The organism is Nocardioides sp. SR21 (genome assembly GCF_022761125.1).
Classification (GTDB): domain Bacteria; phylum Actinomycetota; class Actinomycetes; order Propionibacteriales; family Nocardioidaceae; genus Nocardioides.
Genome location: NZ_JAKWJR010000002.1, coordinates 108374 through 124520, shown reverse-complemented (window position 1 = coordinate 124520; position 16147 = coordinate 108374). Strand labels below are relative to the sequence as shown.

The window sequence follows — 16147 nt, the reverse complement described above, 5'->3', positions numbered from 1 at the left end:
TTCGACAGGACACTCCATGACGACGCTCCCGGTCGTGCTCGACCGCACCGCCCCCGGCTCGCTGCCCGCCCAGCTCTCCGGCCGGATCCGCGAGCTCGTCGTCGCCGGCACCCTCGCCCGCGGCGACCGGCTCCCGAGCAGCCGCGCGCTGGCCACGGACCTCGGCGTGAGCCGATCGGTCGCCGAGCAGGCCTACGAGCAGCTGCTCGCCGAGGGCTGGCTCGAGACCCGGCGCGGCGCCGGGACGTACGTCGCCGCGACCGGGGGCGCCCACCCGGCCGCCCCGCGCCGCGCCGCCGCTCCCGCTCCCCCGGACCTGGTCCGCCTCGACGCCGGCACGCCGTGGATCGACCCGCGGCACGCGGCCGGCTGGCGGCGCGCCTGGCGCGAGGTGTCGACCGCCCGCCCGCCGCGGGGGTACGACGACCCGCGCGGGCTGCCCGAGCTCCGCGCCGCGCTCGCCGAGCGCCTCGGCCGGACCCGCGGGCTGGCCGTCGACCCCGACGAGGTGGTGCTCACCAACGGCACCACCGACGGGCTGCGCCACCTGGCCACCGTGCTGCGGCCCGGCCCGGTCGCGCTCGAGGACCCGGGCTACCGCGCCGCCGTCGAGACCGTGCGCGGGGTGGGCCGCGAGGTCCGCAGCCTCCCTGCGCTCGCCCCGGTGACCGACCTCTCCGGGGTCGCCGCGGCGTACGTCACGCCCGCGCACCAGCACCCGCTCGGCCGGGTGATGCCCGGCTCGGACCGGGTGTCGCTGCTCGCCGCGGCCGAGGCCGCCGGGACGGTCGTGGTCGAGGACGACTACGACTCCGAGTTCCGCTACGACGTCGCGCCGGTGCCCGCGCTGGCCAGCCTCGACCGCTCGCGGGTCGCCTACCTCGGCACCGCCGCGAAGTCCGTCGCCCCGTCCCTGCGGCTCGGCTGGCTGGTCGCACCGCCCGACCTGCTCGACCGCGTCAACGCCCGCCGCGCGATCACCCACGAGGGAGCGCCGTGGCCGGTGCAGCGCGCCTACCTCGCCCTGCTGCGCGACGGGTACGTCGACAAGGTCGTCCGCACCGCGCGACGGGTGTACGCCGACCGGGCGCCCCGGGTCGCGGCCGCGCTCTCGCCGTACGCCGAGCTGGCCGGGCCGCTCGCCGGGATGTACTCGACCTGGCTGCTGCCGCAGGCCGACGCGCTACGGGCCCGCGAGGCCGGGCGCCGGGCGGGGTTCGAGGTCAACCTGCTGTCGGACTACTGCCGGGAGGCCACCCTCACGGGACTGGTCGTCGGCTTCGGCGGGGTCACCGACGACGAGCTCGACCGCGCGCTGGCGGCCGTGACGTCAGTCCTGTGACTGGCCCGACTCCTGGCCCGACTCCTGGCCCGACTCCTGAGCGGCGTCGAACGCGGCGTACGCCTCCGCCCGCTCGCGCTCGATCTTGATGCCGAGGAAGTAGGCGGAGCCCCACAGCAGCGCGAAGATGCCACCGAGCACGAACATCAGCGGGATCACGAAGCCGAGGCCGATCGCGGCGCCCTGGATCACCCAGCCGAGGCTGTAGGCCCACTCCTTGCGGAGCATGCCGGCGAGCAGCAGGCAGGCGACGGTCAGGCCGAGGCCGACCCACAGCGCGGTCGTCGTGTCGACGCCGGCGACGCTGATCATCACGGGCGTGGTGAGGCCGAGGGTGATCGCCTCGAGACTGAGCACCGCGGCGCACATGCCGCGACGCGGAGAACGGGTCGGCTCGCTCATCGCTCGCGCTCCCTCCGGACGAGCAGCGAGCGCGCCTCGCCGACGGTGACGACGGAGCCGGTGACGAGCACCGCGCCGGACCCGAGCGGGTCGCCGAACGCCTCGCCGGCCTCCGCCAGGGTCGCGGCCGCCTCGATCGCGTCCGAGAGCCGCGGCGTGACCGAGACGCGGTCCTCGCCGAAGATCTCGCGCGCCACCTCGGCCAGCTGCTCGGCCGGCAGCGCGCGATCGGTGGAGTTCTGCGTGCAGACGAGGTGCGCGAGGTGCGGCTCGAGCGCGGTGAGCAGGCCCTCGTGGTCCTTGTCCCCCATCACGCCGAGCACGCCGATCAGCGGCGAGAACGTGAACGAGTCCTCGATCGCGGCGCCCAGCGCCTCGGCGCCGTGCGGGTTGTGGGCCGCGTCGAGCACGATCGTGGGGCTGCGCCGCACGATCTCCAGCCGGCCGGGCGAGGTCACCTCCGCGAACGCGGCGCGGACGACCTCCTCGTCCAACGCGTGCTGCTCGCCGGCGAACGCCTCGACCGCGGCCAGCGCGACCGCGGCGTTCTGCGCCTGGTGCGCGCCGTAGAGCGGCAGGAAGACCTCGTCGTAGCGGGCGTGCAGGCCCTGCAGCGAGACCACCTGCCCGCCGACCGCCGGGACCCGCGAGACCACGCCGAACTCCATGCCCTCGCGGGCGACGGTCGCGCCCACCTCGGCGGCCCGCTCGAGCAGGAGCGCCGCGACCGCGGGGTCCTGCTGGGCGAGGACCGCGACCGAGCCGGGCTTGATGATCCCGGCCTTCTCGACCGCGATGTCGACCGGCGTGTCCCCGAGGTACGCCGCGTGGTCGACCGACACCGGCAGCACCACGGCGACCGCGGCGTCGGCCACGTTGGTGGCGTCCCACGACCCGCCCATGCCGACCTCGACGACCGCCACGTCCACGGGCGCGTCCGCGAACGCGGCGTACGCCATCCCGACCACGGTCTCGAAGAACGACAGCGGGTGGTCCTGCTCGGCGTCCACCAGGTGCGTGTACGGCGCCACGTCGTTGAACGCGCGCACGAAGTCCTCGTCGCTCAGCGGCTCGCCGTCGACGGAGATCCGCTCGGTCATCCGCTCGACGTGCGGGCTGGTGAACCGGCCGGTGCGCAGGTCGAGCGCGCGCAGCAGCGTGTCGATCATCCGCGACGTGGAGGTCTTGCCGTTGGTGCCGGTCAGGTGGATGACCGGGTAGCTGCGCTGCGGGTCACCGAGCAGCTCGGTGAACGCCTGGATCCGGTCGAGCGACGGCTCGAGCCGGGTCTCCGGCCACCGGGACAGCAGGGCGTCCTCGACCTCCTCGAAGGTCTGGGCCAGGCGGGGTGCTTCGGGAGCGTCGCTCATCGTGCCCTGAGTCTAGGGATGGACAAACCAGTGACAGAAAATGGAACAAGTTCTAGGTTCTCCGCATGAGGACCACCGTCGCCGTCGTGAATGGACCCGGGCAGGACTTTCTCTTCGAGGAGGTGGAGGTCGACGGGCCCCGCGCCGACGAGGTCGTGGTCCGGATCATCGCCAGCGGGATCTGCCACACCGACCTGTCGCTGCGCGAGCAGCTGCCGGCCGAGATGTTCCCGCGGGTGTTCGGGCACGAGGGCGCCGGCGTCGTCGAGGCGGTCGGTGCGGACGTCACCGGCGTCGAGGTGGGCGACCACGTCGTGCTGAGCATCGCGTCGTGCCGCACCTGCGAGAAGTGCACGTCGGGCCGGGTCGGCTACTGCGACCAGGCGATGGTGCTCAACTACATGGGCTTCCGGATGGACGGCTCCACGTCGTACGCCCGGGCCACCGGCCCGGTCTACGGCCACTTCCTCGGCCAGTCCTCGCTCGCGCGCCACTCCGTGGTGCACCACAGCAGCGTGATCGTCGTCGACAAGGACCTCGACCTCACCAAGGTCGCGCCGTTCGGGTGCGGCTTCCAGACCGGCGCCGGCGCGATCCTCAACGTCGCCCAGCCCGGCCCCGGCGACAGCGTCGTCGTGTACGGCGTCGGCGCGGTCGGGCTCGCCGCGATCGCCGCGGCGAAGGCCATCGACGTCGAGACGGTCATCGCCGTCGACCTGCAGGCCGGTCGCCTCGATGCGGCCGAGAAGCTCGGCGCGATCGGCGTGAACCCGGGCGAGCTCGGCGACGTCAGCGTCGTCGACAAGGTCAAGGAGCTCACCGGCGGCGGCGCAGCGTACGGCGTCGAGACGACCGCGGTGCCGGCCGTGATCAAGCAGGCGGCCCAGTCGCTGCGGGTGCAGGGCACGCTGGTCGTGCTCGGGCTGGACATGAACCAGCCGGAGTTCGGGATCGACGCCATCGACATCCTCCAGAACGGCAAGATCGTGCGCGGCTCGATCGAGGGCGACTCCGACCCGCTCGAGATGGTGCCGCGGATGCTGCGGCTGCACGCCGAGGGCAGGTTCCCGGTCACCGACCTGGTGACGACGTACCCGTTCACCGAGATCGACGCGGCGGTCGCCGACGTGCTGTCGGGGAAGGTCGTGAAGCCGGTCCTCGTCTGGTGACAACCATCGTGGGTCGCCACCTCGTCATTGCCGACGAAGGGGTGATCCATGAACGAGGCTCAGACGGTGACCGAGCAGCCGACGTCCGCACCGGCGGACTTCGAGGCGTTCGTCGCCGCGCGCTCCACGGCGCTGTGGCGCAGCGCCTACCTGCTCACCGGTGACCCGCACCGGGCGGAGGACCTGCTCCAGACCGCCCTGGTGAAGGCCTGGCGACGCTGGGACAGGATCGAGCGCCGCGAGGCCGTCGAGTCCTACGTGCGCGCCGCGCTGGTGTCGACGTACACCGACTGGTGGCGGCGGAAGTGGAACGGCGAGATCCCGACCGACGACCTGCCCGACACCCCGGCAGCGCCGGCGTCCCCGGAGGTACGCCGCGACGTCCTCGCCGCCCTCGCGCTGCTCCCCCGCGGCCAGCGCGCCGTGGTGGTCCTGCGCTTCTTCGACGACCTGACCGAGGCGCAGACCGCCGCGGCCCTGGGCATCAGCGTCGGCACGGTCAAGAGCCAGACCTCCCGCGCCCTCGCCACCCTGCGCACCTCGCCGCTCTTCGAGACCGAAGGAGACCAGCCGTGAACGAGACCCGGCTCCGCGACCTGCTCGAGCAGGCCGCCCCCGATCGCCCCGACGTCGACCCGACGTCGCGCACAGCGTCAGTGGTCCGCCGCGGCCGCACCGCCCGGGTCCGTGACCGGGCGCTGGTCGCGGTGGCCGCTGTCTCGGTGGTGGCCGTCGCCGTCGCCGTCCCCATCTCCGCGGGCGACGGCGACGGCCCGGACCGGGCCACTCCGGCTCCCCCGTCACCCGTGCAGGTCGAGCCCTGCCCGACGGTCGCCCAGGACACCGAGGACCTCGCCCAGCACGGCGCGCTGCCGACGGTCACCGGTGGGTTCGACGCCGTCCGCAGCTGCCCTGCCCTCGACGCCGCCGGGGAGCCACTGCCCGACGCGCCACTGGTGGGCGATGCCGCGCGGGCGTTCGCCGAGGACCTGACGGCGCTGCCCGACTTCGAGCTCCCGTCGTTCTGCATGGTGGCCAACGTGATGCCCCAGCCGTGGGTGCTGCAGGTCCAGGAGGGTGACGGCCTCCTGAGCATCGGCAGTCCCGTGCGGGTCTGCGGCTCGGTGTCCGTGGCCGGCCGGGACGTCGGCGTCGACCAGGTGCTCGCCGCCTTCGCAGGCAACCTCGAGCGCCAGGAGTCCGGGATCCCCGAGCTCGCCTGCCCGGCGACGGAGGCCGACGCCCCCTCCACCTGGAACGCGTCGTTCGACCCGGCGACGGCGACCGCCGGCGTCCTCTGCGTCTCGGACCGCGACGGGGCCTGGGCGGAGGAGGCCACCCTCACCGCTGGCGAGGTCGCGAGCGTGAAGGACGACATGGCCACCAACCTGCGCGAAGCGCTGGGCGGTGCCTGCGACCAGCCGATCGAGACCCCGCGGCTGCTCGTGCTGGCCGACGACGCCGGCGACCAGGCGGCCTACCTCGACCTGGGTTGCGAGGGCGGCTTCACGAACGCCCGCGGCACCTGGGTCCCGGGAGCGGGCACCGTGAGCGGGCTCACCCGATGACCAGGTTCACCATGTCGACGACGGGGCGGTAGCCGATCGCCTCGTAGACCTTGTTCGAGGTCGGGTTGGCCTGGTCGGTGAACAGGCAGCAGCGCAGGCCCCGGTCGAGGTGGTCCCGGGACACCTCCGCCACCGAGCGGCTGGCGTAGCCACGGCCGCGGTGCTCCTTGGGCGTGTAGACCGGGCCGACCCGGACGACGCCGTTCGCCGGTGGGTTCGCGCCGGTCAGGTGCACCGGCGTGCCGGACTCGTCCTCCCAGAGCCAGATCACGCCGTCGTCGATGCGAGCCCGGATCATCTCGAGGGAGAACTCCTCCATCGCGTGCGCTCCCTCGCGCCCGGCCTGCTCCGCGGCGTCGACGGCGAAGGCGCGGAACCACGCGAGGCAGAGCTCCGCGTCGTCGCAACTCGCGAGTCGGAGCCGGCCCGGCGGCGACGGCGGCACCACGAGCTCGCCGAGCTCGTGCAGCCGCGTGTGCTCGTCGACCTCGGCGGCCGTCCCCGCCAGCCGGGCCGCCTCCTCCGCGCACAGCCGCGCGGCCGGCAGCGCACCGTTCACACCGCCGACCTCCTCGCCGCGCTCGTGCAGTGCCCGCGCCAGCGCGACGGCGTCCCCGTCGGGCATCGGCAGCAGGTAGAGCGGGTACGGAGCGAACGGCGCGGTCCGCATCCCGACCCCGGTCACCCGGCCGGCGTCGTCGCGGGCGATCACCCACCAGCAGTACGGCGATTCCGACGCACTTCCGGTCACGTAGCGCGCGGTCACGGTCGCGATCACGGTGGTCACCACCGGGTCCGCGACGAGGTACTCGTGGGCTTCTCGGAGGAACACGGACGGATCGTCGACGAACGCGAGAGACATGACGGAAGTCAGCCAGCCCGGGCCGCCCCGCACAACCGGTTTCTCCGGCGAACGCCGTTCACCCTAGGATTTCCTCCATGACCGACACTCAGAGCCAGGCCACGGACACGACGAGCGCAGCACCCCGCGCCGTCGTCGTACCCGACAAGCCTGCGCTCGAGGGCCTCGAGGCCACCTGGAGCACGCGGTGGAAGGAGCAGGACACCTACGCCTTCGACCGCACCCAGCCGCGCGAGAACGTCTACTCAATCGACACCCCGCCGCCGACCGTGAGCGGCAGCCTGCACGTCGGCCACGTGTTCTCCTACACGCACACCGACCTGGTCGCCCGCTTCCAGCGGATGCGTGGCAAGTCCGTGTTCTACCCGATGGGCTGGGACGACAACGGCCTCCCGACCGAGCGCCGCGTGCAGAACTACTACGGCGTGCGCTGCGACCCGTCGCTGCCGTACGACGCCGACTTCACGCCGCCGGAGAAGCCGGACCCGAAGAAGCAGATCCCGATCAGCCGGCCGAACTTCATCGCACTGTGCGAGGAGCTCGTCCAGCAGGACGAGCAGGTCTTCGAGGAGCTGTGGCGCACCCTCGGCCTCTCGGTCGACTGGAAGCAGCACTACACGACGATCGGCTCGAAGGCGCAGGTCGTCAGCCAGCGTGCGTTTCTGCGCAACTTCGCCCGCGGCGAGGCCTACCTCCAGGAGGCGCCGACCCTCTGGGACGTCACGTTCCAGACCGCGGTCGCCCAGGCCGAGCTCGAGGCGCGTGAGTACGCCGGCGCCTACCACCGGGTCGCGTTCCACAAGCCGGACGGCGAGCCCCTCTTCATCGAGACCACGCGACCCGAGCTGATCCCGAGCGTCGTCGCGCTGGTCGCGCACCCGGACGACGAGCGCTACCAGTCGCTGTTCGGCACCACCGTGACCTCGCCGGTCTTCGGCGTCGAGATCCCGGTCCGTGCCCACGCCGCCGCCGAGATGGACAAGGGCGCCGGCATCGCGATGTGCTGCACGTTCGGTGACCTCACCGACGTGACCTGGTGGCGCGAGCTGGACCTGCCGGTCCGCACCCTGATCGGCCGCGACGGCCGGATGTCGCGCGAGACCCCGGAGTGGCTGGCGCACGAGCCCGCCGCGGCGGCGTACGAGGAGCTGAAGGGCAAGACGGCGTTCTCGGCCCGCGAGGCGGTCGTCGCCGCGCTCCGCGAGAGCGGAGACCTGGACGGCGACCCGAAGCCGACCCAGCGGATGACGAACTTCTACGAGAAGGGCGACAAGCCGCTCGAGATCGTCGCAACCCGCCAGTGGTACATCCGCAACGGCGGCCGCGACGCCGACGTCCGCTCGGAGATGCTCGACCGCGGCAACGAGATCCAGTGGATCCCGACCCACATGAAGCACCGCTACGACAACTGGGTCGGCGGCCTCAACGGCGACTGGCTGATCTCGCGCCAGCGCTTCTTCGGCATCCCGTTCCCGGTCTGGTACCCGCTCGACGCCGACGGGGAGCCCGACTACGACCACCCGCTCCTCCCCCGCGAGGACCAGCTGCCGATCGACCCGTCGACCGACGCGCCGGAGGGCTACGCCGAGGACCAGCGCGGCCGGGCCGGCGGCTTCATCGGCGATCCCGACGTGATGGACACCTGGGCGACCTCGTCGCTCACCCCGCAGATCGCGGGCGGCTGGGAGTCCGACGACGACCTGTGGCAGCGGGTCTTCCCGATGGACCTGTGCACCCAGGCCCACGACATCATCCGCACCTGGCTGTTCTCGCGCGTCGTCCGCGCGGACTTCGAGAACAACGCGGCCCCGTGGTCGCACGCGCTGGTGTCGGGCTTCATCCTCGACCCCGACCGCAAGAAGATGTCGAAGTCGAAGGGCAACGTGGTCGTCCCGACCGACATCCTCGACAAGTACGGCGCCGACGCCGTCCGCTGGCGCGCCGCGATGGCCCGCCCGGGCCTGGACTCGCCGTTCGACGAGACCCAGATGAAGGTCGGCCGCCGGCTGGCGATGAAGGTCCTCAACGCCTCGAAGTTCGTCCTCGGCGGCGTCGGTGCGACCAGCGTGAACCCGTTCGAGGTCTCCGAGCCGGTCGACTGCGCCCTGCTCGGCAAGCTCGCCGACGTCGTCACCAAGGCGACCGACGCGTTCGAGGCCTACGACTACACGACCGCCCTGGAGACGTCCGAGAAGTTCTTCTGGGAGTTCTGCGACGACTACCTCGAGCTGGTCAAGGAGCGCGCGTACGACGAGGACGGTGGCGCGGCCACCGTCTCGGCGCGCGCCGCGCTCGCGATCGCGCTCGACGTCCAGCTCCGGCTGCTGGCGCCGTTCCTGCCCTACGTCACCGAAGAGGTGTGGTCGTGGTGGCAGGAGGGCTCGATCCACACCGCGGCCTGGCCGACGGTCGCCGAGCTCGGCTCCGCCGCCGCCACCGACCCCACGACCCTCGACGCGGTCTCCGCGGCGCTGATCGGCATCCGTGGCGCGAAGTCCAACGCCAAGGTCTCGATGCGCGCCGAGCTGTCCCGGGTCGAGATCTCCGGCCCGGAGGCGCTGGTCCGCGCCGCCGAGCAGGCCGAGGGCGACCTGCGCAAGACCGGCCGGATCACCGGTGACCTGGTCTTCACCGTCGACGGATCGGCGACCGAGCTGACCGTGAGCGCGGAGCTGGCTCCGGTCGCGGAGTAGGTGCGACACGCCGGGTCCGCACGGCGAGTCGTGCGGGTCCTGGCTGCCAGGTAGGCGTCAGCGGTGGTGGCCCCAGCCGCCGCCGTGACCCCAGCCGCCGCCCTGGCTGCTGCCGTGGCCGCCGCCGTAGCCGCCGCCGTGACCGCCGCCGTGACCGCCGCCGTGGCCCCAGCCGCCACCCTGGCTGCTGCCGCCGTGGCTCGAGCCACCGCCCGAGCCACCGCCCCAGCCGTGCCCGTTGCCGTGGCCCCAGCTGTGGTCGTCATCGTCGTCGTCGTCGTTGCTGCCGTGGGCCCAGCCGCCGCCGTGGCCCCAGCCGTGGCCGCTGCCGTGGCCCCAGCCGTCGTCGTCGGAGTCGTCCTGGGAGTCGCCGCCACCGGTCCCGGAACCGCCCTGGCCGGACCCCTGGTCCTCATCGTCGTCGTCGTGGCCCCAACCCCAGGCGTACCCGTTGCCGTGGCTGCCCTTGCCGGGCGACTGCGGGGTCGGGGTCTCGGTCGGGGTGGGCGTCTCGACCGGGTCGACGGCGGCGATCGGCTGGCCGACGTGGCCGCCGTGCTCGCGGCCCGGGCCCTGCTTGGTGCCGTGCGAGGAGTCGTGGGAGCCAGCGTTCGAGCCGGCGTGGGAGCCCGTGCCGGGGGTACGGGCCTCAGACGTCGCGGCAGGGTCCTCGACGGGCTCCACCGCGGCCGTGACGACCTTCGGCGCCTCCACAGGCTCGGGGGTGCGCTCGACGAGGTCTCCGCTCACCACGCGCTGCACGAGCAGCGGGCCCGCGGCGATGGTGGACGCACCGTTGCGCAGCCAGGCCGGCGCCGCTTCGCTGCGCGCGATGTGGACCATCATGAACATGCTCGTCAGCACCACCAGCACGAAAGCGGCCAGTGGTGCCTTGTGGTCATGGAAGAGCCGAGGGCGGCGCACAGGAGTCATGTCGAGCACCAGTGTTCGCGACTAGTCACGGACGCAACAAGTCGAGAAGGCCCCCAAGGACGGAAATAGCCCGAATGGACTAGTCAGAGATGGCCCGGTCCGGCCATCAAGTCCACACCCGGGCCGACCGCCCCGTCAAGAGGGACTACGCCGACTTCTTCTTCTTGGCCTCGGACTCGCGCGGCACCAGGGTCGGCGCGACGTCGTCGGTGACGACCTCGCGGGTCACGATCACCTTCGCGACGTCGCCGCGCGAGGGCACGTCGTACATCACGTGGAGGAGGACCTCCTCGATGATCGCGCGCAGACCGCGGGCGCCGGTGCCCCGCTCCATCGCCTGGTCGGCGATCGCCTGGATCGCCTCCTCGGTGAACTCGAGGTCGACGCCGTCGAGCTCGAAGAGCTTCTGGTACTGCTTCACCAGCGCGTTGCGCGGCTCGGTGAGGATCTGGACCAGGGCCTCCTGGTCGAGCTTGGACACGCTGGCGATCAGCGGCAGCCGGCCGATGAACTCGGGGATCAGGCCGAACTTCGTGAGGTCCTCGGGACGGACCTTCGCGAGCAGGTCCTCGGCCTCGCGCTCGGCCTGGCCGCGGACCTCCGCGGTGAAGCCGAGGGTCTTCTTGCCGACCCGCTGCTCGATGATGTGCTCGAGGCCCGCGAACGCGCCGCCCACCACGAACAGGATGTTCGTGGTGTCGATCTGGATGAACTCCTGGTGCGGGTGCTTGCGGCCGCCCTGCGGCGGCACCGAGGCGGTGGTGCCCTCGATGATCTTCAGCAGCGCCTGCTGGACGCCCTCACCGGAGACGTCGCGCGTGATCGACGGGTTCTCGGCCTTGCGGGCCACCTTGTCGATCTCGTCGATGTAGATGATGCCGGTCTCGGCCTTCTTGACGTCGTAGTCGGCGGCCTGGATCAGCTTGAGCAGGATGTTCTCGACGTCCTCACCGACGTAGCCGGCCTCGGTGAGCGCGGTGGCGTCGGCGATGGCGAACGGGACGTTCAGCATCCGCGCGAGGGTCTGGGCGAGGTAGGTCTTGCCGCAGCCGGTGGGTCCGATCACGAGGATGTTGGACTTCGCGACCTCGACGACCTCCTCCTTGCTGTGCTTGCCCGAGACGGGCTGGAGGCCGGCCTGCACCCGCTTGTAGTGGTTGTAGACCGCGACCGCGAGGGACTTCTTCGCCTGCTCCTGCCCGATGACGTAGGCGTTGAGGAACTCGAAGATCTCCTTGGGCTTGGGGAGCTCGTCGAGGCTGACCTCGGCGCCCTCGCTCAGCTCCTCCTCGATGATCTCGTTGCAGAGGTCGATGCACTCGTCGCAGATGTAGACGCCGGGGCCGGCGATCAGCTTCTTGACCTGCTTCTGGCTCTTCCCGCAGAAGGAGCACTTCAGCAGGTCACCTCCGTCACCGATGCGTGCCACGGGCGGTCATCCTCCGAATTGGGTCGGGCTGTGCTGGTCGAGCGAGTGGTCCGAAGACCTCCCCGACGGTACCTCCTGCCGACCCCCGAGGGGGGCACAGACACGAAGTACGCCGGGGCCGGTCATCGGGCGTGGTCAGGCGAGGACCGGGGTGCCCTTGCGGGACTCGATCACGGCGTCGATCAGGCCGTAGTCGACGGCCTGGGCGGCGGTCAGGATCTTGTCGCGCTCGATGTCGCGGCTCACCTGCTCCGGGTCGCGACCGCTGTGGTCGCTGATCATCTTCTCGAGCAGCTCGCGCATCCGGAGGATCTCGTTGGCCTGGATCTCGATGTCCGAGGTCTGGCCGAAGGTGCCCTCGGTGTAGGGCTGGTGGATCAGGATCCGGCTGTTCGGCAGCGCCATCCGCTTGCCGCGGGTGCCGGCGGCGAGGAGGATCGCGGCGGCCGAGGCGGCCTGGCCGATGCACACCGTCTGCACGTCGGGCTTGATGAAGTTCATCGTGTCGTAGATGGCGGTCAGCGCCGTGAACGAGCCGCCCGGGCTGTTGATGTAGATCTGGATGTCCTGGTCGGGGTTCATCGACTCGAGGCACATCAGCTGGGCGATCACCGCGTTGGCGACGTCGTCGGAGATCGGCGTGCCGAGGTAGATGATGCGGTCCTCGAACAGCTTGGCGTAGGGGTCGATGCGGCGGAAGCCGTACGACGTCCGCTCCTCCCACTGGGGGATGTAGTAGTTCATCGACGGGCTCAGGTCAGGGGTCGTCATGTCGTTCAGTCCTTCTGGTGGGCCGGGCGGCCGTCGTCGGCGGCCTCGCGGGCGCTCTTCACGACCTGGTCGACCAGGCCGTACTCCATGGCCTGCTGGGCGGTGAACCAGCGGTCGCGGTCGGCGTCGGCGGTGACCTGCTCGACGCTCTGGCCGGTGTGCTCCGAGATCAGCTCGAGCAGCACCTTCTTGATGTGCAGCGACTGCTGCGCCTGGATCTTGATGTCGGACGCGGAGCCACCCATGCCGGAGGACGGCTGGTGCATCATGATCCGCGCGTGGGGCAGGGCGTAGCGCTTGCCCTTGGTGCCGGCGCAGAGCAGGAACTGGCCCATCGAGGCCGCCAGGCCCATGCCGACGGTCGCGACGTCGTTCGGGATGTAGTTCATCGTGTCGTAGATCGCCATGCCGGCGTCGACCGAGCCACCCGGGCTGTTGATGTGCAGGAAGATGTCGGCCTCGGGGTCCTCCGCCGAGAGCAGCAGCAGCTGGGCGCAGATCGCGTTGGCGTTCTGGTCGCGCACCTCGGAGCCGAGGAAGACGATCCGCTCGCGCAGCAGGCGCTGGTAGATGTGGTCGTCGAGGACGTTCATGCCCGCGCCACCGTTGAGCTGAGGACTGGAGTTCTGGGTCACGAGAGCGACCCTAGCCGCAAGCATCGACAGTTCCACGGCCAATACCCCGCTGTTCGCCGACAGCAGATTTACGACTCCGCCGCGGTCCGGAGCCGCGCGACCGTCTCGGCCATCCCGGTCTCGAGCTCGTCGGCGTGCCCCTCGGCCCCGCCGAGGAAGGCGCCCGCGAACAGCTTGCTGAGCCCGGTCAGCTTCTTCGGGACCGGCCGCCGGTGCACCAGGCGGGTGCCGGTGCCCGACGGCGACAGCTCCCAGATCCACCGCGCGCCGCTCGACGTGGTGTCCCACACGAGCAACCGGCCCGGATCGAGCTCCGCGACCACGCTGCGGGTCGGCCAGACCACGGCCTTGCGCCGGTTGATCCCGAGGTACCACTGGCCCCGCCTCAGCCCGCCGGGCTTGAGCGGCAGCATCTTCACCAGCTCGGGGCTCCAGTCGGGCATCTGCGAGAAGTCGGTCAGCAGTGCCCACACCCGCTCGGGCGGGGCGGCCACGTCGGCCTCGGCGCGGAGCTCGCGGTCAGCAGTGCTCATGCGAGCCACTCTCGCAGAGCCTCGTGGACCCGCGGGTGGTTGAGCAGCCCGAAGTGGTCGGTGCGCCCGAGGTGCAGCCGGGTGGCACCGGGGAACAGGCTCTCCCCGGGCCTGGGGCTGCCGTACGCCGACTCCACCCGCACCAGCCAGTCCCCGATGACGTGCCCGACCGGGTGCCGGGGCTTGGTCGTGATGGTCGCCGCGACCAGGCGGTAGCGCGCGTGCGGCAGCGGCGGGACGTCCTCGGCGAGCCCCGCGACGAGGTCGTGCACGCCGGCCGAGCGCCAGTCGAGGATCCGCCCGAACGCCGCGGTCTCGGGCAGTCGCGCGAGCCCGCGGCTGCCGTGCCCGATGCCGCGCGCGATCGGCGCGCCGAGGTGCGGCGTCCCGAGCGTCACGACGTCCGACACGAGGTCGGTCCACGGCGACTCGACGTCCGCGGCGACCGCGCCGGCGGCCCGCAGCACCAGCCCGCCCATCGAGTGCCCGACCAGCGCCACACGGGTCACCGGCACCGGCCACGCCTCGACCAGCCGCTGCATCAGCGCGGACAGCGCGACGCCGTTCGGCCGCAGCCCCAGTCCCGTGTTCGCGCGCAGGAACACCGGAGTCCAGCCCTCGCCGGCCAGCGCCTCGCCGTACGTCGGAGCCGGGCCGCGGTCCCAGTACGCCTCGGTCTCGCACAGCCCGTGCAGGAACACCACGACCCGGCCGGTCGCGTCCGGGAACGTCTCGGAGAGCGCGCCCAGGTCCACGTCGCGGCCGCCGGAGCGCACCGCCATCGTGATCGCCATCCGCGGCCGGTCGGCGGCGAGCCGGTCGCCGATGAGTCCGTTCACCGCGGAGCTCACGAACCGGCCGCGCGGGCCGTCCTCGAGCAGCGGTCCGCGCGCACCGACCTTGTCGAGGCCGTACGACGCGGCGCGCAGCCCGAGGCCGGCGCCGGCGTACACCGCCGAGGTGATCGCGCGCCCCGGGTAGCCGCCGACGCGGTCGGCCCAGGCGTCGTGGGTGTCGCGCACGCTGCGCAGGACGAGCTCGTCGGCGACCTCGGAGACCAGCGAGAGCGCGTCCCAATAGGTCGGGGGGTAGGTCGGGGCGTAGGCCGGGGGGTACGTCGGCGAGCAGGTCGAGCCCATGCTGACGACCCTATCGACTCAGTGAACACTCGTACACCACGTCTCTGTGATTGGATCCAGACGTGCTCCGGGTGACGCTGCGCGGATCGGGACTCCCCACGGTGACTCTCGGTTCGGGCGAGACGCTGCTCTTCGGCCGTTCGCCGCACCACGCGCTGCCCGAGGACGACCTCGAGGCTGACCTGCGCACCACCGCGATCGCGCTCCCCCGTTGCGCCCCGCACGTCTCCCGGCTGCTCGGTGAGCTCGTGGTCGGCGAGGAGATCGCGCGGCTGCGCTGGCACGGCTCGGGCGAGACCCAGGTGTCGAGCCTGTTCGACGCGCCGGGTGGCGCCCGCCGGGTGACGCTGGCCGAGGGCATGTCGCTGCTGCTCGACGAGGGCGAGAACCAGCTGGTCGTGATGCGCGGGCGGCAGACCGGGCCCGACACGTTCGACGACCTCTCGATCGTCGTCGAGGTGACCCCCTCGGTCTCCGAGCCGGCGCCCCGTCCGGCACCGCCCGACGACGGGATCGCCAACGTCACCGCGCCGGCGCCGCACCTGCCGCGCGAGTCGCGGGAGTGGTACGTCGCCCTCGCCCTGGCCGAGCCCTGGCTGTCGGGCACCGACGACTACCCCCGGCCCCCGTCGAACCGCGAGATCTACGAGCGCGTCCTGCACTGGCACGGCTACGCCTGGAACCTCGAGCGCGCCCAGCGGGTCGACGACGCGATCCACTCGATCTCGGCGCTCGCGTTCGGCCCGAAGGACGACCCGTTCCGGGCCGGCGCCGGCCGCGCGCAGAACGTCCGCTTCGCGATCGGCCGGCGTACGGCGGAGGTCCGACTGGTCACCGTCGAGGACCTCGAGGCCGCCGAGAGGGCCGCGACGAAGCGGAACGTTCCACCCACCTAGCCCTGGCCCCTGCTCCCCCGCCGTGCCTACGGTCCCCGGACCCACAGCACGAGACAGGAGACAGCGATGACCCAGCGGATGCAGGGCATGGACACCGAGTACGGCCGCGAGGTCGGCCAGAACATGGGCTCCCAGGCGGGCCAGGTGGCCGGGATGGTCGCCAACATCAGCGCGATGATCCAGGGCCTGAAGTGGCAGGGCCCGGACCGCGAGAACTTCTCCAGCGACTGGCACGGCAGCTTCGCGCCGCAGGCCAACAACGCCTCGCAGTCCCTCGAGGAGCAGGGCCGCATCCTCTGCTGCCACGCGGACCGCCAGGACGCCGCCAGCAGCTGACTCCCACGCCGGACCGGGCGGAACGTTCCGCCCCGCCGGCCATCGACGCCACCGACGTGGCGTGCCTAC

General features: G+C 72.0%; 16 protein-coding genes. 7 read left to right on the top strand and 9 right to left on the bottom strand.

What is annotated here, in order from left to right; all coding sequences use genetic code 11:
* Positions 1 to 16: 16 nt before the first annotated feature.
* Positions 17 to 1342 (top strand): PLP-dependent aminotransferase family protein, encoded by a 1326-nt coding sequence (locus MJ604_RS03875; RefSeq protein WP_243056976.1) that lies wholly within the window; start codon positions 17 to 19, stop codon positions 1340 to 1342.
* Here the strand turns inward: MJ604_RS03875 and MJ604_RS03870 are convergent.
* Together MJ604_RS03870 and MJ604_RS03865 are read right to left on the bottom strand one after the other, a co-directional pair.
* A complete protein-coding gene (locus tag MJ604_RS03870; protein ID WP_243056975.1) occupies positions 1331 to 1744 on the bottom strand; it encodes a DUF4233 domain-containing protein in 414 nt (137 codons plus the stop codon). The two genes, MJ604_RS03875 and MJ604_RS03870, sit on opposite strands and share 12 nt — an antisense overlap.
* Complete coding sequence (locus MJ604_RS03865) at positions 1741 to 3114, bottom strand: folylpolyglutamate synthase/dihydrofolate synthase family protein (protein WP_243056974.1); 1374 nt, start codon at positions 3112 to 3114, stop codon at positions 1741 to 1743. The genes MJ604_RS03870 and MJ604_RS03865 overlap by 4 nt, the downstream gene beginning before the upstream one ends.
* Positions 3115 to 3179: 65 nt before the next feature.
* Between MJ604_RS03865 and MJ604_RS03860 the strand changes: the two genes are divergently transcribed.
* From MJ604_RS03860 to MJ604_RS03850, 3 genes are read left to right on the top strand one after another with little or no spacing between them, the layout of a single operon-like run.
* Positions 3180 to 4283, top strand: a complete 1104-nt coding sequence (locus MJ604_RS03860; RefSeq protein ID WP_243056973.1) for an NAD(P)-dependent alcohol dehydrogenase — start codon at positions 3180 to 3182, stop codon at positions 4281 to 4283.
* 48 nt (positions 4284 to 4331) lie between these two features.
* Positions 4332 to 4859, top strand: a complete 528-nt coding sequence (locus MJ604_RS03855) for a SigE family RNA polymerase sigma factor (RefSeq protein WP_243056972.1) — start codon at positions 4332 to 4334, stop codon at positions 4857 to 4859.
* Positions 4856 to 5851 carry a hypothetical protein gene (locus MJ604_RS03850; RefSeq protein WP_243056971.1) on the top strand — a complete coding sequence of 332 codons (996 nt, stop codon included), beginning with the start codon at positions 4856 to 4858 and terminating at the stop codon, positions 5849 to 5851. Before MJ604_RS03855 ends, MJ604_RS03850 begins: the two co-directional genes overlap by 4 nt.
* Here the strand turns inward: MJ604_RS03850 and MJ604_RS03845 are convergent.
* The gene (locus tag MJ604_RS03845; RefSeq protein WP_243056970.1) at positions 5841 to 6713 is read right to left on the bottom strand and encodes a GNAT family N-acetyltransferase; all 873 of its coding nucleotides are present in this window, start codon (positions 6711 to 6713) and stop codon (positions 5841 to 5843) included. The two genes, MJ604_RS03850 and MJ604_RS03845, sit on opposite strands and share 11 nt — an antisense overlap.
* Positions 6714 to 6790: 77 nt before the next feature.
* On the opposite strand from MJ604_RS03845, the gene valS reads away from it, so the two are divergent.
* Complete coding sequence (gene valS, locus MJ604_RS03840; RefSeq protein ID WP_243056969.1) at positions 6791 to 9406, top strand: valine--tRNA ligase; 2616 nt, start codon at positions 6791 to 6793, stop codon at positions 9404 to 9406.
* 57 nt (positions 9407 to 9463) lie between these two features.
* Here valS and MJ604_RS03835 read toward each other — a convergent pair whose 3' ends face one another.
* The 6 genes from MJ604_RS03835 to MJ604_RS03810 all read right to left on the bottom strand — a co-directional run bounded on the left by MJ604_RS03835 (position 9464) and on the right by MJ604_RS03810 (position 14846).
* On the bottom strand, positions 9464 to 10339 hold the full coding sequence (locus MJ604_RS03835) for a hypothetical protein (protein WP_243056968.1): 876 nt from the start codon (positions 10337 to 10339) through the stop codon (positions 9464 to 9466).
* Positions 10340 to 10484: 145 nt separating this feature from the next.
* Positions 10485 to 11768 carry an ATP-dependent Clp protease ATP-binding subunit ClpX gene (gene clpX / locus MJ604_RS03830; RefSeq protein WP_243056967.1) on the bottom strand — a complete coding sequence of 428 codons (1284 nt, stop codon included), beginning with the start codon at positions 11766 to 11768 and terminating at the stop codon, positions 10485 to 10487.
* Between the two features lie 135 nt (positions 11769 to 11903).
* Positions 11904 to 12512 carry an ATP-dependent Clp protease proteolytic subunit gene (locus tag MJ604_RS03825; RefSeq protein WP_243057380.1) on the bottom strand — a complete coding sequence of 203 codons (609 nt, stop codon included), beginning with the start codon at positions 12510 to 12512 and terminating at the stop codon, positions 11904 to 11906.
* Positions 12513 to 12544: 32 nt separating this feature from the next.
* A complete protein-coding gene (locus tag MJ604_RS03820; protein WP_243057379.1) occupies positions 12545 to 13132 on the bottom strand; it encodes an ATP-dependent Clp protease proteolytic subunit in 588 nt (195 codons plus the stop codon).
* A gap of 110 nt (positions 13133 to 13242) precedes the next feature.
* Entirely contained in the window at positions 13243 to 13707 is a 465-nt protein-coding gene (locus tag MJ604_RS03815) for an SRPBCC family protein (RefSeq protein WP_243056966.1), read from the bottom strand.
* Positions 13704 to 14846: a GPI inositol-deacylase gene (locus MJ604_RS03810; RefSeq protein WP_243056965.1), complete on the bottom strand. Its 1143-nt coding sequence runs from the start codon at positions 14844 to 14846 to the stop codon at positions 13704 to 13706. The genes MJ604_RS03815 and MJ604_RS03810 overlap by 4 nt, the downstream gene beginning before the upstream one ends.
* Before the next feature lie 62 nt (positions 14847 to 14908).
* Here MJ604_RS03810 and MJ604_RS03805 point away from each other — a divergent pair, with 62 nt between their 5' ends.
* Together MJ604_RS03805 and MJ604_RS03800 are read left to right on the top strand one after the other, a co-directional pair.
* Entirely contained in the window at positions 14909 to 15742 is an 834-nt protein-coding gene (locus MJ604_RS03805) for a hypothetical protein (protein WP_243056964.1), read from the top strand.
* A 66-nt stretch (positions 15743 to 15808) separates the two neighbouring features.
* Positions 15809 to 16078, top strand: a complete 270-nt coding sequence (locus MJ604_RS03800) for a hypothetical protein (RefSeq protein WP_243056963.1) — start codon at positions 15809 to 15811, stop codon at positions 16076 to 16078.
* The last annotated feature ends 69 nt before the right edge of the window (positions 16079 to 16147 follow it).

What these genes read in the sequence shown, in the direction of transcription:
- MJ604_RS03865 (WP_243056974.1), bottom strand. Translation starts at nt 3,114, where the DNA reads ATGAGCGACGCTCCCGAAGCACCCCGCCTGGCCCAGACCTTCGAGGAG.
- MJ604_RS03855 (WP_243056972.1), top strand. Translation starts at nt 4,332, where the DNA reads ATGAACGAGGCTCAGACGGTGACCGAGCAGCCGACGTCCGCACCGGCG.
- MJ604_RS03875 (WP_243056976.1), top strand. Translation starts at nt 17, where the DNA reads ATGACGACGCTCCCGGTCGTGCTCGACCGCACCGCCCCCGGCTCGCTG.
- valS (WP_243056969.1), top strand. Translation starts at nt 6,791, where the DNA reads ATGACCGACACTCAGAGCCAGGCCACGGACACGACGAGCGCAGCACCC.
- MJ604_RS03870 (WP_243056975.1), bottom strand. Translation starts at nt 1,744, where the DNA reads ATGAGCGAGCCGACCCGTTCTCCGCGTCGCGGCATGTGCGCCGCGGTG.
- MJ604_RS03845 (WP_243056970.1), bottom strand. Translation starts at nt 6,713, where the DNA reads ATGTCTCTCGCGTTCGTCGACGATCCGTCCGTGTTCCTCCGAGAAGCC.
- MJ604_RS03835 (WP_243056968.1), bottom strand. Translation starts at nt 10,339, where the DNA reads ATGACTCCTGTGCGCCGCCCTCGGCTCTTCCATGACCACAAGGCACCA.
- MJ604_RS03860 (WP_243056973.1), top strand. Translation starts at nt 3,180, where the DNA reads ATGAGGACCACCGTCGCCGTCGTGAATGGACCCGGGCAGGACTTTCTC.
- MJ604_RS03825 (WP_243057380.1), bottom strand. Translation starts at nt 12,512, where the DNA reads ATGAACTACTACATCCCCCAGTGGGAGGAGCGGACGTCGTACGGCTTC.
- MJ604_RS03800 (WP_243056963.1), top strand. Translation starts at nt 15,809, where the DNA reads ATGACCCAGCGGATGCAGGGCATGGACACCGAGTACGGCCGCGAGGTC.
- MJ604_RS03820 (WP_243057379.1), bottom strand. Translation starts at nt 13,132, where the DNA reads ATGAACGTCCTCGACGACCACATCTACCAGCGCCTGCTGCGCGAGCGG.
- MJ604_RS03810 (WP_243056965.1), bottom strand. Translation starts at nt 14,846, where the DNA reads ATGGGCTCGACCTGCTCGCCGACGTACCCCCCGGCCTACGCCCCGACC.
- MJ604_RS03815 (WP_243056966.1), bottom strand. Translation starts at nt 13,707, where the DNA reads ATGAGCACTGCTGACCGCGAGCTCCGCGCCGAGGCCGACGTGGCCGCC.